General features: G+C 61.4%; 20 protein-coding genes and 2 pseudogenes. 12 read left to right on the top strand and 10 right to left on the bottom strand.

All coding sequences use genetic code 11. The features are described 5' to 3' along the window. Positions 1-148: 148 nt before the first annotated feature. Positions 149-1,450: an ATP-binding protein gene (locus tag HDC30_RS03275; RefSeq protein ID WP_150369006.1), complete on the bottom strand. Its 1,302-nt coding sequence runs from the start codon at positions 1,448-1,450 to the stop codon at positions 149-151. After that, positions 1,447-2,187: a response regulator gene (locus HDC30_RS03270; protein ID WP_027611658.1), complete on the bottom strand. Its 741-nt coding sequence runs from the start codon at positions 2,185-2,187 to the stop codon at positions 1,447-1,449. Before HDC30_RS03270 ends, HDC30_RS03275 begins: the two co-directional genes overlap by 4 nt. A 296-nt stretch (positions 2,188-2,483) precedes the next feature. On the opposite strand from HDC30_RS03270, the gene HDC30_RS03265 reads away from it, so the two are divergent. After that, entirely contained in the window at positions 2,484-2,747 is a 264-nt protein-coding gene (locus HDC30_RS03265; RefSeq protein ID WP_027611659.1) for a DUF2790 domain-containing protein, read from the top strand. Between the two features lie 44 nt (positions 2,748-2,791). Here the strand turns inward: HDC30_RS03265 and HDC30_RS03260 are convergent, their stop codons facing one another. Then, entirely contained in the window at positions 2,792-3,253 is a 462-nt protein-coding gene (locus HDC30_RS03260; protein WP_183780732.1) for a GNAT family N-acetyltransferase, read from the bottom strand. A 228-nt stretch (positions 3,254-3,481) separates the two neighbouring features. Between HDC30_RS03260 and HDC30_RS03255 the strand changes: the two genes are divergently transcribed. Then, positions 3,482-3,754, top strand: coding sequence for a DUF4242 domain-containing protein (locus HDC30_RS03255; protein WP_007962415.1), 273 nt, complete (start codon positions 3,482-3,484; stop codon positions 3,752-3,754). A 30-nt stretch (positions 3,755-3,784) separates the two neighbouring features. Beyond that, on the top strand, positions 3,785-4,597 hold the full coding sequence (locus HDC30_RS03250; RefSeq protein ID WP_098964516.1) for a class I SAM-dependent methyltransferase: 813 nt from the start codon (positions 3,785-3,787) through the stop codon (positions 4,595-4,597). Positions 4,598-4,734: 137 nt separating this feature from the next. On the opposite strand, the gene pcsA is transcribed toward HDC30_RS03250, so the two are convergent. After that, positions 4,735-5,457 (bottom strand): phosphatidylcholine synthase, encoded by a 723-nt coding sequence (pcsA, locus tag HDC30_RS03245; protein WP_027611662.1) that lies wholly within the window; start codon positions 5,455-5,457, stop codon positions 4,735-4,737. A gap of 249 nt (positions 5,458-5,706) precedes the next feature. On the opposite strand from pcsA, the gene HDC30_RS03240 reads away from it, so the two are divergent. The 4 genes from HDC30_RS03240 to ligD all read left to right on the top strand — a co-directional run bounded on the left by HDC30_RS03240 (position 5,707) and on the right by ligD (position 11,616). Beyond that, positions 5,707-6,471 carry a tellurite resistance TerB family protein gene (locus HDC30_RS03240; RefSeq protein ID WP_183780729.1) on the top strand — a complete coding sequence of 255 codons (765 nt, stop codon included), beginning with the start codon at positions 5,707-5,709 and terminating at the stop codon, positions 6,469-6,471. A gap of 165 nt (positions 6,472-6,636) precedes the next feature. Then, positions 6,637-8,016 (top strand): iron-containing redox enzyme family protein, encoded by a 1,380-nt coding sequence (locus HDC30_RS03235; protein WP_183780726.1) that lies wholly within the window; start codon positions 6,637-6,639, stop codon positions 8,014-8,016. 10 nt (positions 8,017-8,026) lie between these two features. Beyond that, positions 8,027-8,980, top strand: a complete 954-nt coding sequence (locus tag HDC30_RS03230) for a class I SAM-dependent methyltransferase (RefSeq protein WP_183780723.1) — start codon at positions 8,027-8,029, stop codon at positions 8,978-8,980. A 17-nt stretch (positions 8,981-8,997) separates the two neighbouring features. Beyond that, positions 8,998-11,616 carry a DNA ligase D gene (gene ligD / locus HDC30_RS03225; protein ID WP_183780720.1) on the top strand — a complete coding sequence of 873 codons (2,619 nt, stop codon included), beginning with the start codon at positions 8,998-9,000 and terminating at the stop codon, positions 11,614-11,616. Here the strand turns inward: ligD and HDC30_RS03220 are convergent, their stop codons facing one another. Continuing rightward, complete coding sequence (locus tag HDC30_RS03220) at positions 11,617-12,039, bottom strand: hypothetical protein (RefSeq protein WP_096796484.1); 423 nt, start codon at positions 12,037-12,039, stop codon at positions 11,617-11,619. It lies immediately after the preceding gene. Positions 12,040-12,107: 68 nt separating this feature from the next. Continuing rightward, positions 12,108-12,422 (bottom strand): DUF2388 domain-containing protein, encoded by a 315-nt coding sequence (locus HDC30_RS03215; RefSeq protein ID WP_183780717.1) that lies wholly within the window; start codon positions 12,420-12,422, stop codon positions 12,108-12,110. A 190-nt stretch (positions 12,423-12,612) separates the two neighbouring features. Here HDC30_RS03215 and HDC30_RS29415 point away from each other — a divergent pair. The 3 genes and pseudogenes from HDC30_RS29415 to mqo form a co-directional block, all read left to right on the top strand. Further along, positions 12,613-13,368 (top strand): annotated as a pseudogene (locus HDC30_RS29415) (MCP four helix bundle domain-containing protein); the annotation flags it as partial. Then, the gene (locus HDC30_RS29410) at positions 13,363-14,226 is read left to right on the top strand and encodes a methyl-accepting chemotaxis protein (protein ID WP_409347901.1); all 864 of its coding nucleotides are present in this window, start codon (positions 13,363-13,365) and stop codon (positions 14,224-14,226) included. The pseudogene HDC30_RS29415 and the gene HDC30_RS29410, both read left to right, overlap by 6 nt. Before the next feature lie 446 nt (positions 14,227-14,672). Next, positions 14,673-16,319 carry a malate dehydrogenase (quinone) gene (gene mqo / locus HDC30_RS03205; protein ID WP_135296124.1) on the top strand — a complete coding sequence of 549 codons (1,647 nt, stop codon included), beginning with the start codon at positions 14,673-14,675 and terminating at the stop codon, positions 16,317-16,319. 70 nt (positions 16,320-16,389) lie between these two features. Here mqo and HDC30_RS03200 read toward each other — a convergent pair whose 3' ends face one another. From HDC30_RS03200 to HDC30_RS03190, 3 genes are all read right to left on the bottom strand, one after another. Continuing rightward, positions 16,390-16,821: a nuclear transport factor 2 family protein gene (locus HDC30_RS03200; protein ID WP_183780711.1), complete on the bottom strand. Its 432-nt coding sequence runs from the start codon at positions 16,819-16,821 to the stop codon at positions 16,390-16,392. 606 nt (positions 16,822-17,427) lie between these two features. Then, on the bottom strand, positions 17,428-18,294 hold the full coding sequence (locus HDC30_RS03195; protein WP_183780708.1) for a CAP domain-containing protein: 867 nt from the start codon (positions 18,292-18,294) through the stop codon (positions 17,428-17,430). 264 nt (positions 18,295-18,558) lie between these two features. Beyond that, a complete protein-coding gene (locus HDC30_RS03190; RefSeq protein ID WP_103367699.1) occupies positions 18,559-19,332 on the bottom strand; it encodes an alpha/beta hydrolase in 774 nt (257 codons plus the stop codon). Between the two features lie 112 nt (positions 19,333-19,444). On the opposite strand from HDC30_RS03190, the gene HDC30_RS03185 reads away from it, so the two are divergent. Continuing rightward, positions 19,445-20,404 (top strand): aldo/keto reductase, encoded by a 960-nt coding sequence (locus HDC30_RS03185; RefSeq protein WP_183780705.1) that lies wholly within the window; start codon positions 19,445-19,447, stop codon positions 20,402-20,404. A 4-nt stretch (positions 20,405-20,408) separates the two neighbouring features. On the opposite strand, the gene HDC30_RS03180 is transcribed toward HDC30_RS03185, so the two are convergent. Beyond that, on the bottom strand, positions 20,409-21,302 hold the full coding sequence (locus tag HDC30_RS03180) for a LysR family transcriptional regulator (protein WP_098964496.1): 894 nt from the start codon (positions 21,300-21,302) through the stop codon (positions 20,409-20,411). A 97-nt stretch (positions 21,303-21,399) separates the two neighbouring features. Here HDC30_RS03180 and HDC30_RS03175 point away from each other — a divergent pair. Continuing rightward, positions 21,400-21,861 (top strand): annotated as a pseudogene (locus tag HDC30_RS03175) (cupin domain-containing protein); the annotation flags it as partial. Between the last annotated feature and the right edge of the window lie 88 nt (positions 21,862-21,949).

The following is a 21,949-nucleotide window of genomic DNA, read 5'->3' as shown; positions in this document are numbered from 1 at the left end:
AGTGTTTGTGCGCCATGCAAATTCCAATGTGGGAGCGGCGGTACGAAGCTTCGACTTGCTCGCGAACGCGGTGTGTCAGTCGATGCATCAGGGGCTGATACGCCGCTTTCGCGAGCAAGCCCGCTCCCACAGGTGATTGGTGTGGGGATCAGCGCAGGGGCAATTTCAACTCCGCGCACAGGCCTCCGCCCTCGCGGTTGCTCAGGGTCAGTGATCCGCCGAGGGCCATGGCCAGTTGCTGGGCGATGGCCAGGCCCAGGCCGGTGCCGCCGGTGCTGCGGTTGCGCGAGTTTTCCACCCGGTAGAACGGCTGCATGACCTGTTGCAACTCGGCTTCGGCAATGCCTGGCCCGCGATCGAGGATTTTGATGCAAAGACCATCGTCGATATCGACCTGCAACTGCGCGGCACCGGCGAATTTCAGTGCGTTGTCGGTCAGGTTCACCAGCACCCGGCGCAGGGCCTGGGGACGGGTATCGATCACCGCCGCGCTCTTGCCGCTCAGCTGCACGTCCTTGCCCATGTCCTGATAGTCGAACACCAGGCTGTCGAGGAACGAGTCGAGGTCGGTGCGCCGGCTTTCCTCGGTCGAGCCGTGGATGCTGCGAGCGTACGCCACGCCTTCGCGCACCAGATGCTCCATCTCGCCGAGGTCGTTCCACAGTTTGTCTTTCTCGACCGAGTCGTCCATGAACTCTGCGCGCAATTTCATGCGGGTGATCGGGGTTTGCAGGTCATGGGAAATCGCCGCCAGCAGTTGCATGCGCTCCTTCAGATACGCAGCGATGCGCGCCTGCATCGCGTTGAAGGCCCGTGCGGCGTAGGCCACTTCGGTCGGGCCGTGTTCGTCGAGCATCACCGGGTGCGCGTTGGGGTCGAGGGATTCCACGGCATTGGCGAGGCGGGCGAGGGGGCGTATGGCAATGCGCACCGCCAGCCAGGTGCAGGCGATCAGCAGCGCCAGTTGCCCGAGCAATACCCCCGGCAGCCACGGCGACAGCGGCGGCATGGCCGGACGCACATCGATGGTCAACGGGCTGCCGTCGCTGAGGCGCAAATGGGCCTGGAAGTGTTTTTTCTCTGCGGAAAATCGGCTGAAGGACAGCGGATGGGCGCCGCCGATCGCACCGCTGATCGAGGTCGCGGCCACCGGTACCTCCTCGGCGTCGAGCGGGGCGCCGGGATCGCCGTCGTTCAACCGATAATCGTAGTTGGTGCGAGCCAGTCGTGGCAGCCAGGCGGGGCGTTCCTGCGCGGGCAGGCGGTCGAGGATGGCAACCGACGTCGAAACGTCGTTTTGCATATTGCTGAGCATGGTGCTTCTGGCGCTTTGGAAACGCTCGTAATACTGCGCGCCAAACGACAGGGCCTGGGCCAGGATCAGCCCGATCAGAAAGATCAGCGACAACCGCGAAGCCAGGGTGCGTGGCCAATGCAGCTTGAGGCTCATGCCGAGGCCCCGAGGATTTCCACCGGTAGCGAAAAAACATAACCCTCGCTGCGCACGGTTTTGATGTAGGCCGGCTCACGCGCATCATCAAGCAGGCGCTGGCGCAAACGGCTGACCAGCAGATCAATCGAGCGATCAAACAGATCGGCTTCGCGGCCCTGGGTCAGGTTGAGTAACTGATCACGGCTGAGCACCCGTTGTGGATGATCGAGGAACACCCGCAGCAAACGGTATTCGGCACCACTGAGGGCGACCAGTGTGCCGTCATTGTCCAGCAGATGCCGGGCCGAGGTGTCCAGTTGCCAACGGCCGAAGGCCAGCAGGCGACCGCTTTCGGTGACCACCAGATTCGGTGGCAGCATGCGCGTGCGCCGCAGCACCGCGTTGATCCGCGCCAGCAGTTCGCGGGCGGCGAACGGCTTGGTCAGGTAATCGTCGGCGCCCATTTCCAGGCCGATGATGCGGTCGGTTTCATCGTTGCGCGCCGTGAGCATCAGCACCGGCGTGGCCTTGTGCTTGCCCACGCGCAATTCGCGGCACAGCTGCAGGCCATCGTCGCCGGGCATCATGATGTCGAGCACAATCAGGTCGACGGTGTTGGCTTCGAGAAAACTGCGCATCTGCCGACCATCGGCGACCACGGTGGTGCGCAGTCCGTTCTTCTTCAGGTAATTGCCGACCAGCTCGCGGATCTCGCGGTCGTCGTCGACGATGAGAATGTGATCGACATGTTCCATCGGTGCAGAACCTCTATCAAAGGGCAATGCCATGCAGTCTATCGAGCCTGCGCCGGCTTGCCTGCCCGGGTTTGTATTGCAGTGTATCTGGCGTAATGGCGGATACACACACATGCAAAAACGCGATTTTTTCAGGGTTTTGTATCGCTGTGTATCTCCGGGCGGTGGGGATACACAGTGATTGATAGCGGTCGTTTCCTGACACAGACGCGATACCTCACGCGCCTCAAATAGGCTCCATCGAGGCCCACACAGTTTGCCTCGGCTCAACCCATACAAGCCTTGAGGAAACCACCATGACGCACAAAACCGTTGTCGCCGCCTGCCTGTTCGCCGCCCTGAACATCTGCACCCTGTCGGCCCGGGCCGAAGCCGATGTCAGCCCGCACACCTACACCTACGGCACGCACCTGGACATCCAGAAAGTGCTGTCGATGACCGAGGACAACGCGGTGAACTGCGGCATTATCGATGCGCGCATGACGTACCTGGATTCGGCCGGAAAAACCCAGGTGCTGGATTACCGCAAATTTGCCGATGGCTGTAACAACCAGAACTGAGTGCTCAGATGCATCGACAGTCACCGCCCGCGCATATCAATGGCTCACAGGTCGCGCACCATGAGCCATTGCTCGTTGTCCCTGGCGCGAAAGCGCTCCAGCACTGTCCAGCCGCGTTTGGCGTAGTAGTCCTGCTTGTTCTGTGTGTGCAGATAGAAACGTGCGAAACCGCGCTGTTTCGCCGCCTGGCTGATGCCATCGATCAACCGCTCTGCCAACCCCTGGCCACGAGCTTGCGGGCTGACAAACACGCACGCCAGCCAAGGGCCGAGATCCGGACGCAGGGCCAGATCCGCCCGGGCCAGCGCCGCACCGCCGAGCAGACGCTCGCCGTCCAGCGCAATCAGGCATGACCAGTCGCCATTGTTCTGGCCGGCAGCGAACTCGCGTTGCCAATCGGTCAAGGGTTGCTCGGCATATTCGTAGGGGAACTGGCGGTGAATCCACGCGGCGTAAGTGTCGCTGTGCTGCGGGTGATCGACGAGCCATTCAAGACGCAGGGACATGATGGAATCCATTCACGGAAGACGGGAAGGCATAAAAGCCGATTGCCCCACGCAATGGCAATCTCGGAGTGTCTCGAGGCCTTTACAAAAAACCGCCACTCATCGGCCCGGCCGTTGTTTTGCCGGCTCTTCGGACGATTGGCAGGGACGCCATCGACCCTCGGCGCGATAGTGGATGAGCAGGGCCACTGTCGGCCCTGTCACTGATAAAAAGAACGCGAGGTTGCCATGCCGAAATTCGTGATTGAACGCGAGATTCCAGGGGCCGGAAAGCTGTCGCCGCAAGAACTCCAAGCCGTATCGCAAACCTCCTGCCAGGTGTTGCGTGAACTCGGGCCACAGGTGCAGTGGCTGCAGAGTTACGTCACCGCCGACAAAATCTATTGCGTCTACATCGCCCCTGACGAAGAGCAGGTGCGCGAGCACGCCAGGCTGGGTGGATTCCCGGCCAACAGCGTGGCGCGGGTGATGACGGTCATCGACCCGACCACGGCCGAATGAAGTCCTTCTACCTGCTGCGGAGCACGATTGATGAGTACTCCCATTGATCTGACGGGTCTGAAAGAGCGCCAGAAAGTCGCCTGGGCCAGCGGTGATTACGCGGTGATCGGTACCACCTTGCAGATCGTCGGCGAAAACCTCGCCGAGGCCTGCGACCTGCACTGCGATGAGGAAGTGCTGGATGTCGCCGCCGGTAACGGTAATGCGACTCTGGCGGCGGCGCGACGTGGTTGTCAGGTGACCTCGACCGACTATGTGGCGGCGCTGCTGGAGCGTGGACAGGATCGGGCGCGGGCCGAGCATCTTGATGTGATTTTTCAGGTCGCCGATGCCGAATCGTTGCCGTTCGCCGACGAGAGTTACGACGCGGTGCTGTCGACCTTTGGCGTGATGTTTGCCCCGGATCAGGCGACTGCCGCAGCGGAACTGGCGCGGGTCTGCCGAAGGGGCGGGCGCATCGGTCTGGCAAACTGGACGCCGGAAGGCTTCGTCGGCCAGATGTTCAAGGTGCTTGGTCGCCACGTGCCACCCCCCGCCGTGGCCCAGCCGCCGTCGAACTGGGGCACTGAAGCGTGGTTGCACAGCCACTTCAATGAGCGCGAATTTCTGCTGCAGGTCACCCGCCGCACCTTCAATTTCCGCTATCGCTCGGCGGCGCATTTCATCGACATTTTCCGTCACTGGTACGGGCCGGTGCACAAGGCCTTTGCGGCATTGCCGCCGGAAAGCGGGCAAGCGCTGGAGAGTGATCTGGCGGATCTGCTGAACCGCTCGAACCGGGTGGGAGAGAAGTCGCTGGTGGTGCCGAGCGAGTATCTGGAGGTGGTCATTACCAAGCGCTGAATGTTCAGAACCATGCCAAACCCCTGTGGGAGCGGGCTTGCTCGCGAATGCGGTGGGTCAGTAGACAGAGTTATCGACTGGACAGACGCATTCGCGAGCAAGCCCGCTCCCACAGGTTTTAGGTGTGGCGATCAGGCCTATTTCAGGTGCGGCCGATCAAACCATTCCAGCGCCGTACGCCAGATGCAGATCCCCAGAAAGTACGCCGACGCCAGCAACCACAAACCCATCACCAGCGGATTGATCACCGGGTGATTAAGCACCAGCGACAGGCTGCACAGCAGCCAGATGGCCGTCACCGCGATGTTGATTGGCATGAACCGGCGTACCCGGAACGGATGCAGGAACTTCATTCGGGTCACGGTCAGCAGCGCCAGACCGATGATGGTCAGAAAGGTGATCCACGGCCCCGGGTCGATGATGTACAGGCACAGGGCAACCACGTTCCACGCGGCGGGGAAACCGACGAAATAGTTGTCCTTGCTCTTCATGTTGACGTTGCAGAAACAGAACAGCGACGACACCAGAATCAGCGATACGCTCAGCAGCAGGGTGTAGTCGGGCAGGGGAATGTAGCGATAGATGAACAGCGCCGGAATGAACACGTAGGTCAGGTAGTCGATCACCAGATCGAGGATCGAGCCGTCGAAACTCGGCAGCACCGACTGCACATTGACCTTACGCGCCAACGCCCCGTCGAGACCGTCGACGATCAATGCCACGCCCAGCCACATCAGGCAGTGAGTCGGCTGGTTTTCCAGCAGGGCGAGGGTCGCCAGAAAGGCTGTGACCACGCCGGTCGCGGTAAAACCATGGGCGCCCCATGCTTTGAGCCTGGCGATGTGTACGGTCGATATCACAGGGGCGTTCTCCAGAAAATGAAGCATGCCGGGTATCACCCTTGGGCAAAGGGCGCCGGCAAACCGGGTCGGGGTTGCAGCTATCGACCGGTTTGGCCGGGATAAGGTTCACCACCTTTGAATCTTAGCTGCCCGCACAAAAAATACCTCGGCGAAATCTGCCAGCGTCAGCCAGACGGTGCTGGCGCGCCGGCGTCGGCGGTCTATTGTTGCCTGACGCATTTATTGCCAATGGCTGAGGACGAGATCATGAACACCAGCGATTTGCTCGAACAACTGCTGCGGGGCCAGGCCTCGGCGGGACAACAAGGTGCTGGTTCGGCCGGCGGTGGGCTGGGTGGGTTGGGCGGTTTGCTTGGCGGTCTGTTGGGTGGCGGTGCAGGCCCCGGCGGCAGTGCGGTGCAGTCCGGAGGGCTGGGCGGTTTGGGCGGTTTGCTCGGTGGTTTGCTCGGCGGCGGTAGCGGTGGTGGCCTGGGCGGTGCACTTGGCGGAGCACTCGGCGGCGGTACGCAAAACCGTTCCGGAGGCACCAATTATGCGGCACTGGCCTCTCTGGGGATGATGGCTTTCCAGGCGTATCAGGCCTGGCAGCGCAGTCAGGCGTCGGCGGCGCCACAACAGATTCCGCCAACCGCAAATCTGCTGGCCGGGCCCGAAGTCGAGGAGCACGGGCATGCTGTGCTGCGGGCGCTGATCGCGGCAGCCAAGGCTGACGGCGAGATCGACCCCCGGGAACAACAGATGATCAACAGTGAAATCAGCAAGCACACCGACGATCCGCAATTGCAGCAGTGGTTCGAAAGCGAAGTCGCCAAATCGCTGGACGCCAACGAAGTCGCCACGGCTGCAAACGGCGACCAGGCCATGGCCGCCGAGATGTACCTGGTCAGCGTGATCCTGGTGGACGATCAGCAAGACGCCGAACGCAACTACCTGGATGAACTGGCTGCCGCGCTGCAGATCGACCCGCAATTGCAGGTGCACCTGGAGGCTCAGGCCAAAGGTCGGGCCTGAAGCACCGTCAAAAATCGCGGTCTCGGGCAGCCCTTGCCGGGACCACGATGCTCCGTCCGTCAGGGCGATTTTCATGTCGATTGAATTTTTTTCCGTAGCGGTTGCTCTGCTGATGTAGAGGCGTGAAACAACGCCCTGACCGGCCAACCGAACGAGAACACTGACATGACTGCCCTGACCCCTCTGCAGGCGCCGAGCGCGCAGCAACAGCCCATCACTGCCGACGGTGACCTGCGGCGTATTTATGAGGCACTGCTGCTTGAGGATGCGCCTGAAACCCTCGCGCAGGATTTTCTCGCCGAGCAGTTGCAGCGCGCCGCGCTGTTGCCCGAAGAACTTCCGCAGGATCCGTCGGCGTGGCAGGGCTGGGTCGCCGAGCACTGCACAGAAGTTGCCCGGCAGTACGCCGATTACCTGCAACAGCGCCAGGCCGGCGGACCGCGCCAGTTCTTCCGCAACAAGGCTCACGCGTTGTACTTTCTGCAAGCCGTGGCGCCGACCAAACTGGTGGATGGCGCGTGGCTGTACGGTTTGTTGCCGCAGTGGCGCGACCCGCGTTTCGACGGGTTGCTGTGTACCTATCTGGAAGAATTGGGCGACGGCAATCCGGCGCAAAACCACGTAGTGATCTACCGCAAACTGCTCGCGGAGCACGGTTTGCAGGACGCCAGCGCCATCGCCGATGAACGCTACCTGCAAGGTGCACTGCAACTGGCACTTGGCGCCTGTGGCGAAAGCTTGCTGCCGGAAGTGATCGGCTACAACCTCGGCTACGAACAACTGCCGCTGCACTTGCTGATCAGTGCCTATGAACTTAGCGAGTTGGGCATTGATCCTTACTACTTCACCCTGCATGTGACCATCGACAATGCCAGCACCGGCCATGCGCAAAAAGCCGTGCAGTCGGTGCTCGACCTGTTGCCGCTGGAAGCCGATCGCGGCGAATTCCTGCGCCGGGTATCGCTGGGCTATCGACTCAACGACCTGGGGCAGGGCAGCCGCGCAATCATCGAAGGTTTTGACCTGGAGCAGGAAGTGCTGGCGATGCTAGAGCGCAAGCGCCCGTTCGGTCAGCACATGCATTCCGACTACTGCCGTTTCGAAGGCAAAACGGTCAATCAGTGGCTGGCCACTCCCGAACAGCTACCGGGTTTCCTGCAGGCAATGCAGGACAAAGGCTGGATCAAACGCAATGAAGATCCGCAAGCCAGCCGTTTCTGGCAGTTGATCGACGGCGACGGTGCGGCGATGTTCGGCGTGTTCAGTCCGTATGAAAAGCAGCTGCTGCACGACTGGATTGCCGGTGACTGGACCCCATCCGACCAACGCAAAGCGCCACGACGCAGCCATCAGGTCGCCACCCCGGACGCCGCCGTGCCCGAACACGATCCCGATGTGCAGCGCCTGACATCTGCGCTGCAAGGTCAGGACGGTCACGCGCAAATGGCCACGCTGATCCCATGGTTGGCACCGGCCCGCCATGCCCACCCGGCGGGGCTTCTGGCGACGCGTCGCTTCATCGAACTCAAATCCAGTCTGCGTTAAGGAAATCCCCATGAATCAGGAAGAACAACTGTCCGCCAACGACCTGACGCTGCTACAACTCGGCCGGCGCTTGCAGGCTGACGGCTACCGTTTCATCACGCCGACGCCCTTGACCCATCAGCGCGTAAACCAGCGTGACGAAGGGCAGGTCGCCGATACCCTGCGCGACGTGTTCGGCTGGTCGCGTCCGTTCGAACCTGGCTTGCTGTCCGCCGATGAACAGCGGCAGTTGCAGGATGCGCGAGTGATTGACGTCTACGACGGCCGCTTGAAAAGCCGGGTGCGCTGGTCGAGTCTTGATGACTTGTTGTTCGTGCATTCCGGCTTTCCCACCGATGCCGCCGATTCGGTGTTTTTCGGCCCGGACACTTACCGGTTTGCACAGCTGATTCACGCGCATCTGCAACAGAGCTTCGCGCCGATTCAGCGTGCGGTGGACATTGGCTGCGGCGCCGGCGTCGGCGCCATCCTGATTGCCCGCGCACGGCGTGAAGCGCAGGTGCTGGCGGTCGACATCAATCCCGCCGCGCTGCGCCTGACTGCGATCAACGCGGCATTGGCCGAAGTCGCGAATGTCGAGGTGCAGGCCAGTGATGTGCTGCAGGGCACCGAAGGCAACTTCGACTTGATCGTCGCCAACCCGCCGTACATGGCTGACCCGGCCGGGCGTGCTTATCGGCATGGCGGTGGCTCGCTCGGCGCCGGATTGTCGCTGCGTATCGTCGAGCAGGCGCTCAATCGGCTGGCACCCGGTGGCTCCTTGTTGCTGTACACCGGCGTGGCGATGGTCGATGGCGGCGATCCTTTTTTCGACACCGTGGTGCCGCGCCTGGATTCGACGCGATTCGGCTGGACCTATCGCGAGCTGGATCCCGACGTGTTCGGTGAAGAGTTGTTGAACCCCGGTTACCAGCGCGTGGACCGGATCGCCGTGGTCGCGCTGACCGTGACCCGCATTGGCTGACACAAGGCAGGTGCGCCATGAACAGGAACCTCGACGACTACAATCGTATGCGCGACTTTTCCGCGACGTCGGAACCCGCCGCGGTCAAACGCCGTGGCCGCAGCAAGGCCAGTGAACATGCGCTGCAGTTCTGCATCCAGAAGCACGACGCTTCGCACCTGCATTATGACTTTCGCCTCGAACTCGATGGCGCGCTGAAGAGCTGGGCGGTGCCCAAGGGGCCGTCACTCGATCCCAAGGTCAAGCGTCTGGCGGTACACGTCGAAGACCATCCGCTGGATTACGCGACGTTCGAGGGCAGCATTCCCGAAGGGCATTACGGCGCCGGAGATGTAATTGTCTGGGATCGCGGTGTATGGATTCCGCAGGAGGATCCGGCCAAGGCCTATGCCAAGGGTAAACTCAAGTTCGAGCTGCAAGGCGAAAAGCTCTCCGGGATCTGGAACCTGGTGCGCACGCACATGCCGGGCAAGAAGGAAAACTGGTTTCTGATCAAACATCAGGACAGTGCGGCGCGCCCGCAGGACGATTACGATGTGCTCAGCGCCGAGCCGGACAGCGTGCTCAGCGAACGCACCCTGATCAGCAAACCCAAGCTCGCCGCCGAACAAGTCAAACCCGTGAAAAAGACCCCGGCGAAACCGCGCAAAGCGGCATCCGGGACACTCACTGGTGCGCGCAAGGCCAAACTGCCGGCGCAACTCAAGCCGGAATTGGCGACCCTGGTCGACAGCGCACCCGAAGGGCAGTGGAGCTACGAGATCAAGTTCGACGGCTACCGGATCCTGGCGCGCATCGATCACGACCAGGTGCAACTCTTCACCCGCAACGGTCACGACTGGACGCACAAACTGCCGCAACAGGCGCAAGCCCTCGCTGAGCTGGGGCTGGAATCGGCATGGCTGGACGGCGAAGTGGTGGTCACCAACGAGCAGGGTGTGCCGGACTTTCAGGCGCTGCAAAACGCCTTCGAAGCCGGGCGCAGCGGCAGCATCATGTACTACCTGTTCGACATGCCCTACCTCAACGGCGTTGACCTGCGCGAAGTGCCGGTCGAGGAGCGCCGCGCGGCGTTGTCCACGGTACTCGGCGGGCATGAGCAGCCGTTGCTGCGCTTCTCCGAAGCCTTCGATGAAACGGCGGACGCACTGCTCAACAGCGCCTGCCAGATGCAGATGGAGGGGCTGATCGGCAAACGCCTCGGCTCGCCCTACGTGTCGCGGCGCAGCAGCGACTGGATCAAGCTCAAGTGCAAGCATCGGCAGGAATTCGTGGTTGTCGGCTACACCGATCCGAAAGGTGCGCGCAGTGCTTTCGGTGCGCTGTTGTTGGGCCTGCATGATCGCGACAGTGGCGAGTTGCGCTATGCCGGCAAGGTCGGCACCGGTTTCAACGAAACCACACTGAAAAGCATCCTCGCTCAGCTCAAGCCGTTGCAGGTGAAGAAGGCTGCCGTGGTCAATCCGCCCAGCGGCTTCGAGGCCAAAGGTGTGCACTGGCTCAAACCCAATCTGTTGGCAGAAGTGGCATTCGCCGAAATGACCAAGGACGGTTCGGTGCGCCACGCTGTGTTCCATGGGCTGCGCAATGACAAACCGGCCAAGTCAATTACCGAGGAGCGCGCGAAACCCGTGAAGACTTCAGCGAAAGCCACCCCGTCGAAAAAAGCTGCCTCGACGAAGAAAACTGCAGAATCAAAGAAAGCCACTGAGCCGAAGAAAGCCGAACCGGCGCCGTCCCAGCTGGGGCTGGCCAGCGGCAAGGTGCGCATCACCCACCCCGACCGGGTGATCGATGCGGTCAGCGGCGCCACCAAGATGCAACTGGCCGAGTATTACGCCAGCGTCGCCGAGTGGATCCTGCCGCAGCTCAAGGATCGCCCGGTTGCGCTGGTGCGGGCGCCGGACGGCATTGCCGGCGAGCTGTTCTTCCAGAAAAACGCCGAGCGCCTGGCGATTCCCGGCATCACCACGCTGGACAAGGACGTTACCGGGCAACCGGTGATGTTGATCAACAATGCCGAGGCCTTGATCGGCGCAGTGCAGATGAGCACGGTCGAGTTGCACACCTGGAACGCCACCACCGTCGATCTGGACAAGCCTGACCGCTTCGTCCTCGATCTCGACCCAGACCCTGCGCTGCCGTGGAAAAGCATGGTCGAAGCCACGGCGCTCACCCTGACCGTGCTGGATGAACTGGGGCTCAAGGCGTTTCTCAAGACCAGCGGCGGCAAAGGCATTCACCTGGTGGTGCCGTTGACCCGCAAGCATGGCTGGGACGAGGTCAAGGATTTCAGCCATGCGATCGTCAGTCACATGGCCAAGCTGTTGCCGGAACGCTTTTCCGCGGTGTCCGGGCCGAAAAATCGTGTCGGGCGGATCTTCATCGACTACCTGCGCAACGGTCTGGGCGCCACCACCATTTGTGCCTACGCGGCGCGCACCCGTGAAGGACTGCCGGTGTCGGTACCGCTGTTTCGCGAAGAAGTAGGGGAGATCAAGGGTGGCAATCAGTGGAACATCAGCAATGTCCATGAGCGTCTGAACGAAGTCGGCGATGAGCCGTGGGCCGACCTGAAGAAAACCCGCCAGAGCATCACTGCCGAGATGCGCAAACGGGTTGGCATGAAAAAATGATCAGGTGTCGCGCAGCAAGTCGTGAGCGTTGAGCAGTTCGAAGGCGATTTCGGGGTGGTTGTTCAAGCCCCGACGAATCGCCGCCGGAATTGACTTGCGGGTCTTGCGGCACAGTCCCGGCAGCGCCTCGATCTGAATCTCGATGCCGAGCATGCTGCGCACTTCATGAAAGCCCGGGGAGATTTCCACCCGCAGGCCCAACTGTTCGTGCATGCGCTGTTGCAGATGCCGCAAGTCCGCAAGGTCTTTAAGTTGTTCCAGCCGGGAGAGGAGGATTTTTTCCTGCTCGCGGGTCAGGCGCAGAATGCGCAGATCCGTGCCCGGCGTTTCCAGCAACGCGTCGCGCCCGCAATCGCAGGCGCCGGGCGGGCAGGGTGAGCGCAAAGGCGCAGGAGGCGCAAGAGTCGTCATGGCCTCCATCATAGAGGCCGTCAGACGGTTTTGCCTATGCGCCCTCAGCTGCCGTCCATCGGCCGCTGCGTCCCTGGCAACTACTGATTCAGGCCTTCGTAATGCACCAGAATCGCGTTGGCGAGGTCTTCATCTCTGGCATTGAGGCCGGGGTTGTCGTGCCGCACCTGTTGCAGTACCGACTCAAGATAAACCCCGCGGATGGCCCCGCCGCTGGCGACGAACGCTGACAGGTCGTCGCGCGCCGGGATCACCATTTTGTGATCCTTGAAGGTCGAGTACAGCGACGCGGAAACGCCCGCCGAGGTGGCGACATCGCCGGCGTCGACACGGGCCAGAGCCGAGCCGACAGGGAGGCAGAGCAGGAGAGAAGAAATGAGCACTAACTTGCGCATGACGATGTTCCTCCACAAGCGCGAAGCAAAAAGGAAGGACTACATAATCTCAGAGGTGCGACCTTTGCCGGAGTTCCGTCCGAACACGCGGATACTTGCTGAAACGCTCTGAAGCGGCACATCTGCACAAATAAGCTTAACTGAAATCCTGAAAGGCGCATTCCGGCGCGCCTCAGGGGAGGAACCCACCGTGTCGATCAAATTGCGTTTGCTGCTGCTGATTGCCACCAGTCTGTTGACGGCGCTGATCGTGAGTCTGGTCAGCTATGTGGGGAATACGCGCATGTCCGCAGCGGTGAACGACAACGCGGTGAGCATGACCGCGCTGCGCAATCACATGGAAGCCGACATGATGCACGACGCGCTGCGGGCCGACGTGTACTCGGCGATGCTGGTCGGCCTGGGCAAAAGTACCGGCACGGCCGCAGAGGTGCGGGACTCGATCAACGAGCACGCCACGCATTTTCGCGAAGTGCTGGAAGAAAACCTCAAATTGCCGGTCAACCCGACGATCAAGTCTGCGCTGGAACACATAAAACCCAGCCTGGACACCTACATTGCAGCGGCCGAGCGCATTGTCGGCCTGGCATTGGACAACCCGGACAGCGCGCAACGGGAGCTGGGCACGTTCAATGCGGCCTTCAGTCAGCTCGAAGAGCAGATGGCGGCCCTCAGCGAACTGATCGAAAGCAACACCCGTGACACCAGCCAGGCCACCGAAAACGCCATTCGCAACGCCAACATCGCCCTCGGCGTGGTGTTGCTCGCCAGTCTGTTGCTGTTATTGGGGCAAGGGCGTTGGGTGACCCGCAGCATCATGGGGCCGCTGAAATCCGCTAACCAGATCGCGCAAAGCATTGCCCACGGCAACCTCAGCGAACCGATCAGCGAGCCGACCGGCAAGGACGAGGCCAGTACGCTGATCCGCAGTCTGGCGACCATGCAGCGCGACCTGCGCAACATGATCGACGTCGTTCGGCGCAACGCCCATGGGGTCAGCGGCATGAGCGAGCAACTGAGCCACGGCTGCCATCAGGTCGCTGACAGCAGTCAACAGCAAAGCGCCGCGGCCGGCACCATGGCCGCCGCCGCGAGCCAGATGACCGCCAGCATCGAGGAAATCACTCGTCATGCCGAACGCGCGCTGGGCATGGCCAATCAGGCCGAGTCGCTGGCCAAGAGCGGCGGGCAAGTGATCCATCAGGTGGTCAGCGACATGGACGACATCGCTCGCTCGGCGCAACAGTCGGCGCAGGTGATCCGTACGCTGGATCAGGAATCCGAAGGCATCTTCAACATCATTCAGGTGATCAAGAGCATCGCCGACCAGACCAACCTGCTGGCACTCAACGCCGCCATCGAGGCAGCGCGGGCCGGCGAGCAGGGCAGGGGCTTTGCCGTGGTTGCCGACGAAGTGCGCAGCCTGGCGGCACGCACCAGTGCCTCAACCCAGGAAATCGCCGCGATGGTTGCACGGATACAAAACAGCACCCGGGAGGCGGTCAGCAGCATGGAGGCCGGCGTGGCCCAAGTCGACAAGGGCATGGCGGTCACGGCTGAAGTCGAACGGGCGATTCGCGAAATCCTCGACGCCACCCTCAGCACCACGCAACTGGTCAACGACATCACCCGCACCATCGGCGAGCAAAGCCAGGCCAGCAACGAAATCGCTCATCAGGTGGAAATGATCGCCGGGATGTCCGAGGGCAACAGTAAAGTGATCGGGCAGACGGCCAATACCACCGATGAACTGTCGAGTCTGGCGGGGGCGTTGGCGTTGTCGGTGGATCGGTTTCGGTTGTAACGCCGCCATCGCGAGCAGCCCATTCCTTGTAGGAGCGAGCCTGCTCGCGATGGGGCCAGCCCAGCCACCACAGGTTTCGGGATCATGTTCAGCCCATACCGGCCGATAACGCCCACAGCGGAAAAAGACTCTCAAGTCGGGAACAGACGCGCGGGTTTGCCCTGACGTGATATTCTTCGCGCCAACTTGGTTTGACCTTATTCGGTTTGCCTGCCTTTGGGGCGGGCTGACGGAATCCCTGTCGCTCAAGTAGCTGAAGCCAATAATGATAAGAAGTCAGTTCAGAAGGGACATTAACTGAGGTCGATGCGGTACGTCGGCCTTGTGTGCCCACCCGTCAAAATTGAAGTGTGCCGGAATCTGCGACGCGAGCCTGAGCGTCATCAAAGCGGATCGCATACAGATAACAGCGGCGGGCGGAAGGCGTTTTATCATAGGTGCAACGGATGTTTAAGAAAGTGAACACAGCCTTGCTCGGGCTGGCTTTGGCGATGGGGATGTCGTCCGCCAATGCTGCAGAAGCAAAGAAAGTCGACGTTCTGCTGATCGGCGGCGGCATCATGAGCACCACCCTGGGTGTGTGGATCAATGAGCTGGAGCCAAGCTGGTCGATGGAAATGGTCGAGCGCCTCGATGGCGTCGCCCTGGAAAGCTCCAATGGCTGGAACAACGCCGGTACCGGTCACTCGGCCCTGGCTGAGCTGAACTACACCCCGGAAGACGACAAAGGCAACGTGACGATCCCGAAAGCTGTCGAGATCAACGAAGCGTTCCAGGTGTCCCGTCAGTTCTGGGCCTGGCAGGTTCAGCAAGGCGTTCTGAAGAACCCTCGCTCGTTCATCAACACCACGCCGCACATGAGCTTCGTGTGGGGCGATGACAACATCAAGTTCCTGAAAAAGCGCTACGAAGCCCTGCAAGCGAGCCCGCTGTTCGCCGGCATGCAGTACTCCGAAGACCCAGCTGTGATCAAGAAGTGGGTCCCGCTGATGATGGAAGGGCGTGACCCGAACCAGAAAATCGCGGCCACCTGGAGCCCGCTGGGTACCGACATGAACTTCGGCGAAATCACCCGCCAGTTCGCCGGTTACCTGCAGACCAAGCCTAACTTCGACCTGAAGCTGTCGAGTGAAGTCGAAGACATCACCAAGAACGCCGACGGCACCTGGCGCGTCAGCTACAAAAACCTGAAAGACGGCACCAAGACCGAAACCGACGCCAAGTTCGTGTTCATCGGCGCTGGTGGCGGCGCTCTGCACCTGCTGCAGAAGTCGGGCATTCCTGAAGCCAAGGAATACGCTGGCTTCCCGGTCGGCGGCTCGTTCCTGGTGACCGATAACCCGGCCATCGCCGAGCAGCACCTGGCCAAGGCCTACGGTAAAGCTTCGGTTGGCGCACCGCCGATGTCGGTTCCGCATCTGGACACCCGTGTTCTGGACGGCAAGCGCGTCATCCTGTTTGGCCCATTCGCGACCTTCAGCACCAAGTTCCTCAAAGAAGGCTCGTACCTGGACCTGCTGACCAGCACCACCACCCACAACATCTGGCCGATGACCAAGGTCGGCATCAAGGAATACCCGCTGGTCGAGTACCTGGCCGGTCAACTGATGCTGTCGGATGAAGATCGTCTGAACGCGCTGAAGGAATACTTCCCGAACGCCAAAGCCGAAGACTGGCGTCTGTGGCAAGCCGGCCAGCGCGTGCAAATCATCAAGCGTGATGAAGCCGCTGGCGGCGTGCTGAAACTGGGCACCGAAATCGTTGCTGCACAAGACGGCTCCATCGCCGGCCTGCTGGGCGCATCGCCAGGCGCGTCGACCGCTGCACCGATCATGCTGAGCGTGCTGCAGAAAGTCTTCAAAGACAAAGTCGCCACCCCTGAGTGGCAGGCCAAGCTGCACCAGATCGTTCCAAGCTACGGCACTCAGCTGAACAGCGATCCGGCCAAAGTGGCACAAGAGTGGGCGTACACCGCCAAGATCCTCGAACTGCCAACTCCACCGGTGATCGGTCAGGCTGCTGCCCCGGCTGCACCTGCAGCTGAAAAAGCTGACGCACCGAAGGAAAATGCTGCACGTGACATGGCGCTGTAACTAGACGCCAGATACGCAAAAGCCCACTGAACCGGTAACGGTCAGTGGGCTTTTTTTGTGGCGCCTGATCCTACTTTGGTTTCGCGCTTGCCAGATACGCACCAAGCCGCCGCCCCATCTCTTCGCCGAGGGCCTGCAACCCGCTCAACGGCCGCGCCATCACCTCGAACTCTACAATTTTCCCGCTCTCATCGAAGCGAATCATGTCGATCCCCTTCAGTTCTTTCGTCCCCACCTTGGCGCTGAACTCCAAAACCACATTCAAGCCATCGGCAGTCACCAGTTCGCGGTGATATTTGAAATCTTCAAACACGTCGAACACGGTGTTGAGGATCATCGTCACCACTGGCGCGCCGGGGTAAGGCGAGTGGGCCATGGGCGAGCGGAATACCGCGTTCGGGTCGAGCAGTTCGGGCAAGGCCTTGAGATTGCCGGTGCGGATCATCTCGTGCCAGTGCTTTAGGGATTCGGCGGCGTTGGGGTGCAGGTTCAGTTCGGACATTGACCACTCCTGGGATTGTTATTGTTCTGCGCGCGACGGCAATCACTCTAGTTCAAAGCGGCGGATCACGAACCGTTGTGTGCCGATCTGAATACCAGATCATGTCCGGAGCGGATCAGATGGGCATCTGATCCGTATTTTTCTGTTGGATCTGCCTCTGTAACCGGCTCAGTCAGGCGCTCAGAATAGCCCGGCAATTCGGTCACCCGCGGCAGCCCTTCATCCCGAAGCGCCCGGTGCACCGCAAGCTCAACATTAAGGAGAGCAGCATGAACAAGATGGCGATTTTCCTCGGTGGGTTTCTGACGTTGACCATTCTGATCGGAATGCTTGCGACGATTTCTCCGGTCTGAACCCCGGTCGTTTTACACCAGACTCCAGCGCCCTTTTTGTCGAAGGGCGCAACTGTTTCTACTGCGCTGTAACTTCTCGCATCACACCGAACTGGACTGAACCGGGAGGCGGCGCAAGCGATTGAGGTGTCTGTACCGGCCTCTTCGCGAGCAAGCCCGCTTCCACATGGATTTGTGAACAACACAGATCCAGTGTGGGAGCGGGCTTGCTCGCGAAGGGGCCAGTAGCGTCACTGAAAAGCTCTCAAGCGAATCAAGGCGCGCCAAACACCATCGTCCAGTAAACCCCTTCATCACTGCGCGCCTCACTGGCGAACCCGGCACCGACCTGAGTGAACATCGGGTTCATCAAGTTGGCGCAATGGCCGGGGCTGGCCAGCCATCCGGCCATCGCCTTGCCCGGTGAACTCTGGCCGGCGGCGATATTCTCGCCGATCTGCCGACCTCGATAACCCGCCGCCCGCGCGCGATCTGCCGGCATATCGCCGTCCGGGTCGCGGTGGGCGAAGTAGTTGCCGTAGGCCATGGCTTTGCTGTGGCCTTGTGCGGCGGCGCCCAGCGCGGCGTTCCAGCTCAGGGGGCGGGCGGCGGCAAAGCGTTGGCGCCCGCACATCCGTGGTCGTACCCGGGCGGCGTTGACCTGCGCAAGCAAGGCCTTGCCGACGCTGCGGTTGTCGCCGACACGACTGTCGAGCACCGGTTGCGCCAGCACCACTTGCCATTCACCACGGGAGCGGCTGACGCCGATGTCGGCGTACTGAGCGTCGAGCAGTGCGCTGCAGTGGCTGTCTTGCAGCTGTTCGAAGGCTTCCTCGGCATCCCCGGCCCCAATGATGCGGATACTGCGTACCGCCACCGCCGAATACCCCGAAGATTTCAATCTCTCGCGCAAGCCACCGCCGTAGCCATAGCCGATCGGCAGCGCCAGATTCGATTTCAGCGACAGTGGCGCCAGGCGCTGGGCCGGGCGGCGGTCGCAGCGTTGCGGATGGGCGCGGTAGTCGTTGATCGCGGCCACCAGCTGCCGCTCCTCGCTGGCGTGGGTGGTCTCGGTGAACAATGGGGCAAGGATCAGCAGGCACAGCGAAACGAAGCGTGATGAGCGAACGACATGGCGCATGGGACGGCAGACTCAGGGAAAAGGACAGTGCTGAAGTGGGGAGCCGCGGAATACGGCGCCACTAGGACTGGGCTTTTTGCACTTGGTTCATGCTGGCCATCTGGCTTTTTTGGTGGGTGATGAAGGGGAGGGCGATCCTTGGATTTTGTGTTGTTCGCACTGGCGCCTTCGCGAGCAAGCCCGCTCCCACAGGGGATTGCATTATTAAGGTGGGAGCGAGCCTGCTCGCGAAGGGGCCAGTTCAGCCAACGCAATAATCGGCTATCAGCGATCAAGCACTTCCTGCATCCACTGCAGATACTGCACCCGCTCGGAAATCGAGTTGTGCCCCGAATCCGGCACCACGCGCAGCGTCGCCACGCCTTTGGGGAAATGCGTCAGCAGCCGCTGCGTGCTGTCTCGTGGAATCACTTCGTCATCGCTGGCCGCCAACAGCAACGTCGGCACGCGAATGTGCGCGGCATAGCGGCCCGACTCGAAGCGATCCTTGAGCAACCATTTGACCGGAAACCACGGGTATTGGCGGACGGCAATTTCTTCGAGGCTGTTGTACGGCGTCACCAGAATCAATCTGGTCGCCGGACGCTGACTCGCCAGCCGCACCGCCACCCCCGATCCCAGGCTGCGGCCGATCACGGCAATCTGCGGATGGCTGGCGTACACCTGATCAAACAGCGCCAGCGCATCTTCGGCAATCGCTTCTTCCGAAGGTGAGCCGCCGCTGCCACCGAAGCCCCGGTAGTTCAGCAAAAACACCGCGTAGTCGGGAAAAGCCTCGCTGAACGACGGCAGATTGCGCGACACATCTTCGGCATTGCCGCCAAAGTAGATCAGCGCTTTTGGCCCGGCATGCGCGCGCGTGGTCACCCACACATCGGCCTCCGGCATCGCCAGTTTCAGCCGCGAATCTTCCGTAGTCACGGCGTTGTCAGGCTGGGGGAAATAGATCAGCGAGCGCTGAAAAATGAACAGCGCCCCGCACAGCAACAGGTAGAGGGCGATGAGCAAGGCGACGAGTGACATCAGTTTTCTGGACATTCGACTAACTTTAACGGGGCGCGGGTGTTCGCAGTCGCAGTGTAGTCCAGCGAATCCGGCTGGCCGTCGTCGCACACAAGGTGCAACAGATTCACGCAGCAGGGGAACCCGCATGAGCCACACTGAGGGTTGTTCCCGGCGCCGCTTGCTCACGCTGGCTGCCGGGGTTTCGGCGGTCCTGACCTTTGACCGGGCGTTGGCCACTGCCATCACGCCGACTGCCACTTCGCCGAGCCAGTCAGGAGACCAGACCATGCAGACCCGCGCCATCCCTTCCAGCTCCGAGCTGTTGCCCATAGTGGGCGTGGGCACTTATCGCGGCTTTGACGTTGCCCCCGGCGATCCGGCTTATAAGCTATTGCCAGCAGTGCTCGACGAGCTGTTCAAAAAGGGTGGCACGTTGATCGACAGCTCGCCGATGTATCGCCGCGCCGAGCAAACTACTGGCGAGCTGCTATCGATTCACGAACCGCGTTCACCCGCGTTTCTGGCGACAAAGGTCTGGACCCGAGGGCGCAAGGAAGGTATCGCGCAGATGGAGGAATCCTTCCGTCTGCTGCGCACCGAACGCATCGACCTGATGCAGATCCACAATCTGCTGGACTGGCAGAGCCATCTGCCAATCCTGCGCGAATGGAAAGAACAGGGGCGCATTCGCTACATCGGCATCACCCATTACACGCCGTCGGCCTACGATGAAGTCGAAGCAGTGCTCAAGGCCGAACAACTGGATTTTTTGCAAATCAACTACGCCCTCGATGACCGTGGCGTGGAGAAACGCATTCTGCCGCTGTGCCGTGAACGCGGGGTGGCGGTGATCTGCAATCGGCCTTTTGGCGGCGGCGGGTTGCTCGCCCGTCTCAAGGTCAAGCCGTTGCCGGCCTGGGTCTCGGACGTGCAGGTCAACAGCTGGCCGCAACTGGCGCTGAAGTTTTTGCTGTCGCACCCGGCGGTGACTTGCGTGATTCCCGGCACCGGCAATCCGCGCTACATGGCCGACAACGCTGGCGCCGGATTCGGGCCGATGCTCACCGATGCGCAGCGGCATCAGTTGATTGCGCTGCTGGGGTAGGCGGTCAACCGCGATAACGCAACGCCTCCACCAACAGAGCAAACGCCGGCGCCGCCTGCCGTCGGCTCGGGTAATACAGATGATAACCGGCAAACGTCGGGCACCAGTCTGCCAGCACTTGCACCAGACGCCCGTCGGCCAGATACGGCGCGACGATGTTTTCCGGAATGTAGCTGAGGCCGAAACCGTCGACTGCGGCGTCGAGTAGCGGGTAGACGCCATTCAGCGTGACTTGCCCGGACACTCGTACCTTGAGGCTTTCGTCACCCTTCTCGAATTCCCAGGTGTACAGCCCGCCGTTGGTGGGCAGACGCAGGTTGTTGCAGGCGTGGTCAGTCAAGTCTCTTGGCGTTTGCGGGTGTGTACGGTTGGCGAAATAGGCCGGCGAGCCGACCACCGCCATGCGCATGTCGGGGCCGATGCGGGTGGCGATCATGCCTTGGGCCACGTCTTCGCCCAGCCGAATGCCGGCGTCGAAGCCTTGTCCGGCGATGTCGACGAAACCGTAATCGCAGATCACCTCGACGGCGATGTCCGGGTATTGGGGCAGGAATTCCTTGAGCACCGGTCGCAACAGCCAGTTCAGCGAATGGTCGGTGGCACTGATGCGGATCCGGCCGGCCGGGGTTTCGCGCAGGTTGCTCAGGGCCGCCAGTTCCTGTTCGATCTCTTCGAAGCGCGGGCCGATGGTCTGCAGTAAATGTTCGCCAGCCTCGGTGGGTGAGACGCTGCGCGTGGTGCGGGTCAGCAGGCGCAGGCCCAGGCGCGCTTCAAGGGCGCGGATGGTATGGCTGAGCGCCGATTGCGAGACGCCGAGTCTGGCCGCGGCTTTGGTGAAGCTGCGCTCGCGGGCCACGGCGAGGAAGGCGAGCAGGTCACTGGCGTTTTCTCGAAGCATTGATGAGTGTCCTGCATAAGTTTTTTCGAATTCTAGTCGATTATCTAAAGAGTACGGCTCGCTAAAGTGCGGCTATTGATCACCGGAGACCATCGCCATGAACCCGATTGCCGCTTCTGCACTGACCCTGTCCTTACTGGCGGGTGAGGCCCAGGCCAACGAATCCCCGCGCGTCATTGTTACTCCCAACGGCTCGCAACCCTCGGCCCAAGGCCCGGCAGACTGGTTCACCGGCACTGTGCGTGTTGACGCGCCGTTCAAGGGCAGCGATGCCGCGCGTGTCAGCGGCGCCACGGTGACCTTCGAGCCCGGCGCACGCACGGCGTGGCACAGCCATCCGTTGGGTCAGACGCTGATCGTCACCGCCGGTTCAGGTTTTGTGCAGGAGTGGGGTCAGCCGGTTCGACAGATCCGTCCCGGCGATACGGTGTGGATCGCGCCGCAGGTGAAGCACTGGCATGGCGCCGCGCCGACCACGGCGATGACGCACATTGCGATTGCCGAAGTGCTGGACGGTGAAGTGGTGGAGTGGATGGAGCAGGTGAGTGCTGAGCAGTATTTGCGATCCGAGTCACGCGGTTCCCTCCCCCCAGCCCTCTCCCGGAGGGAGAGGGGGCCGATTGGGGATGTCTGTGAGCACTACGCTG

This window comes from Pseudomonas sp. JAI115 (assembly GCF_014200835.1).
In the GTDB taxonomy this organism is placed as follows: Bacteria; Pseudomonadota; Gammaproteobacteria; order Pseudomonadales; family Pseudomonadaceae; genus Aquipseudomonas; species Aquipseudomonas putida_A.
This window is presented reverse-complemented; position numbering and strand designations above follow the sequence as displayed.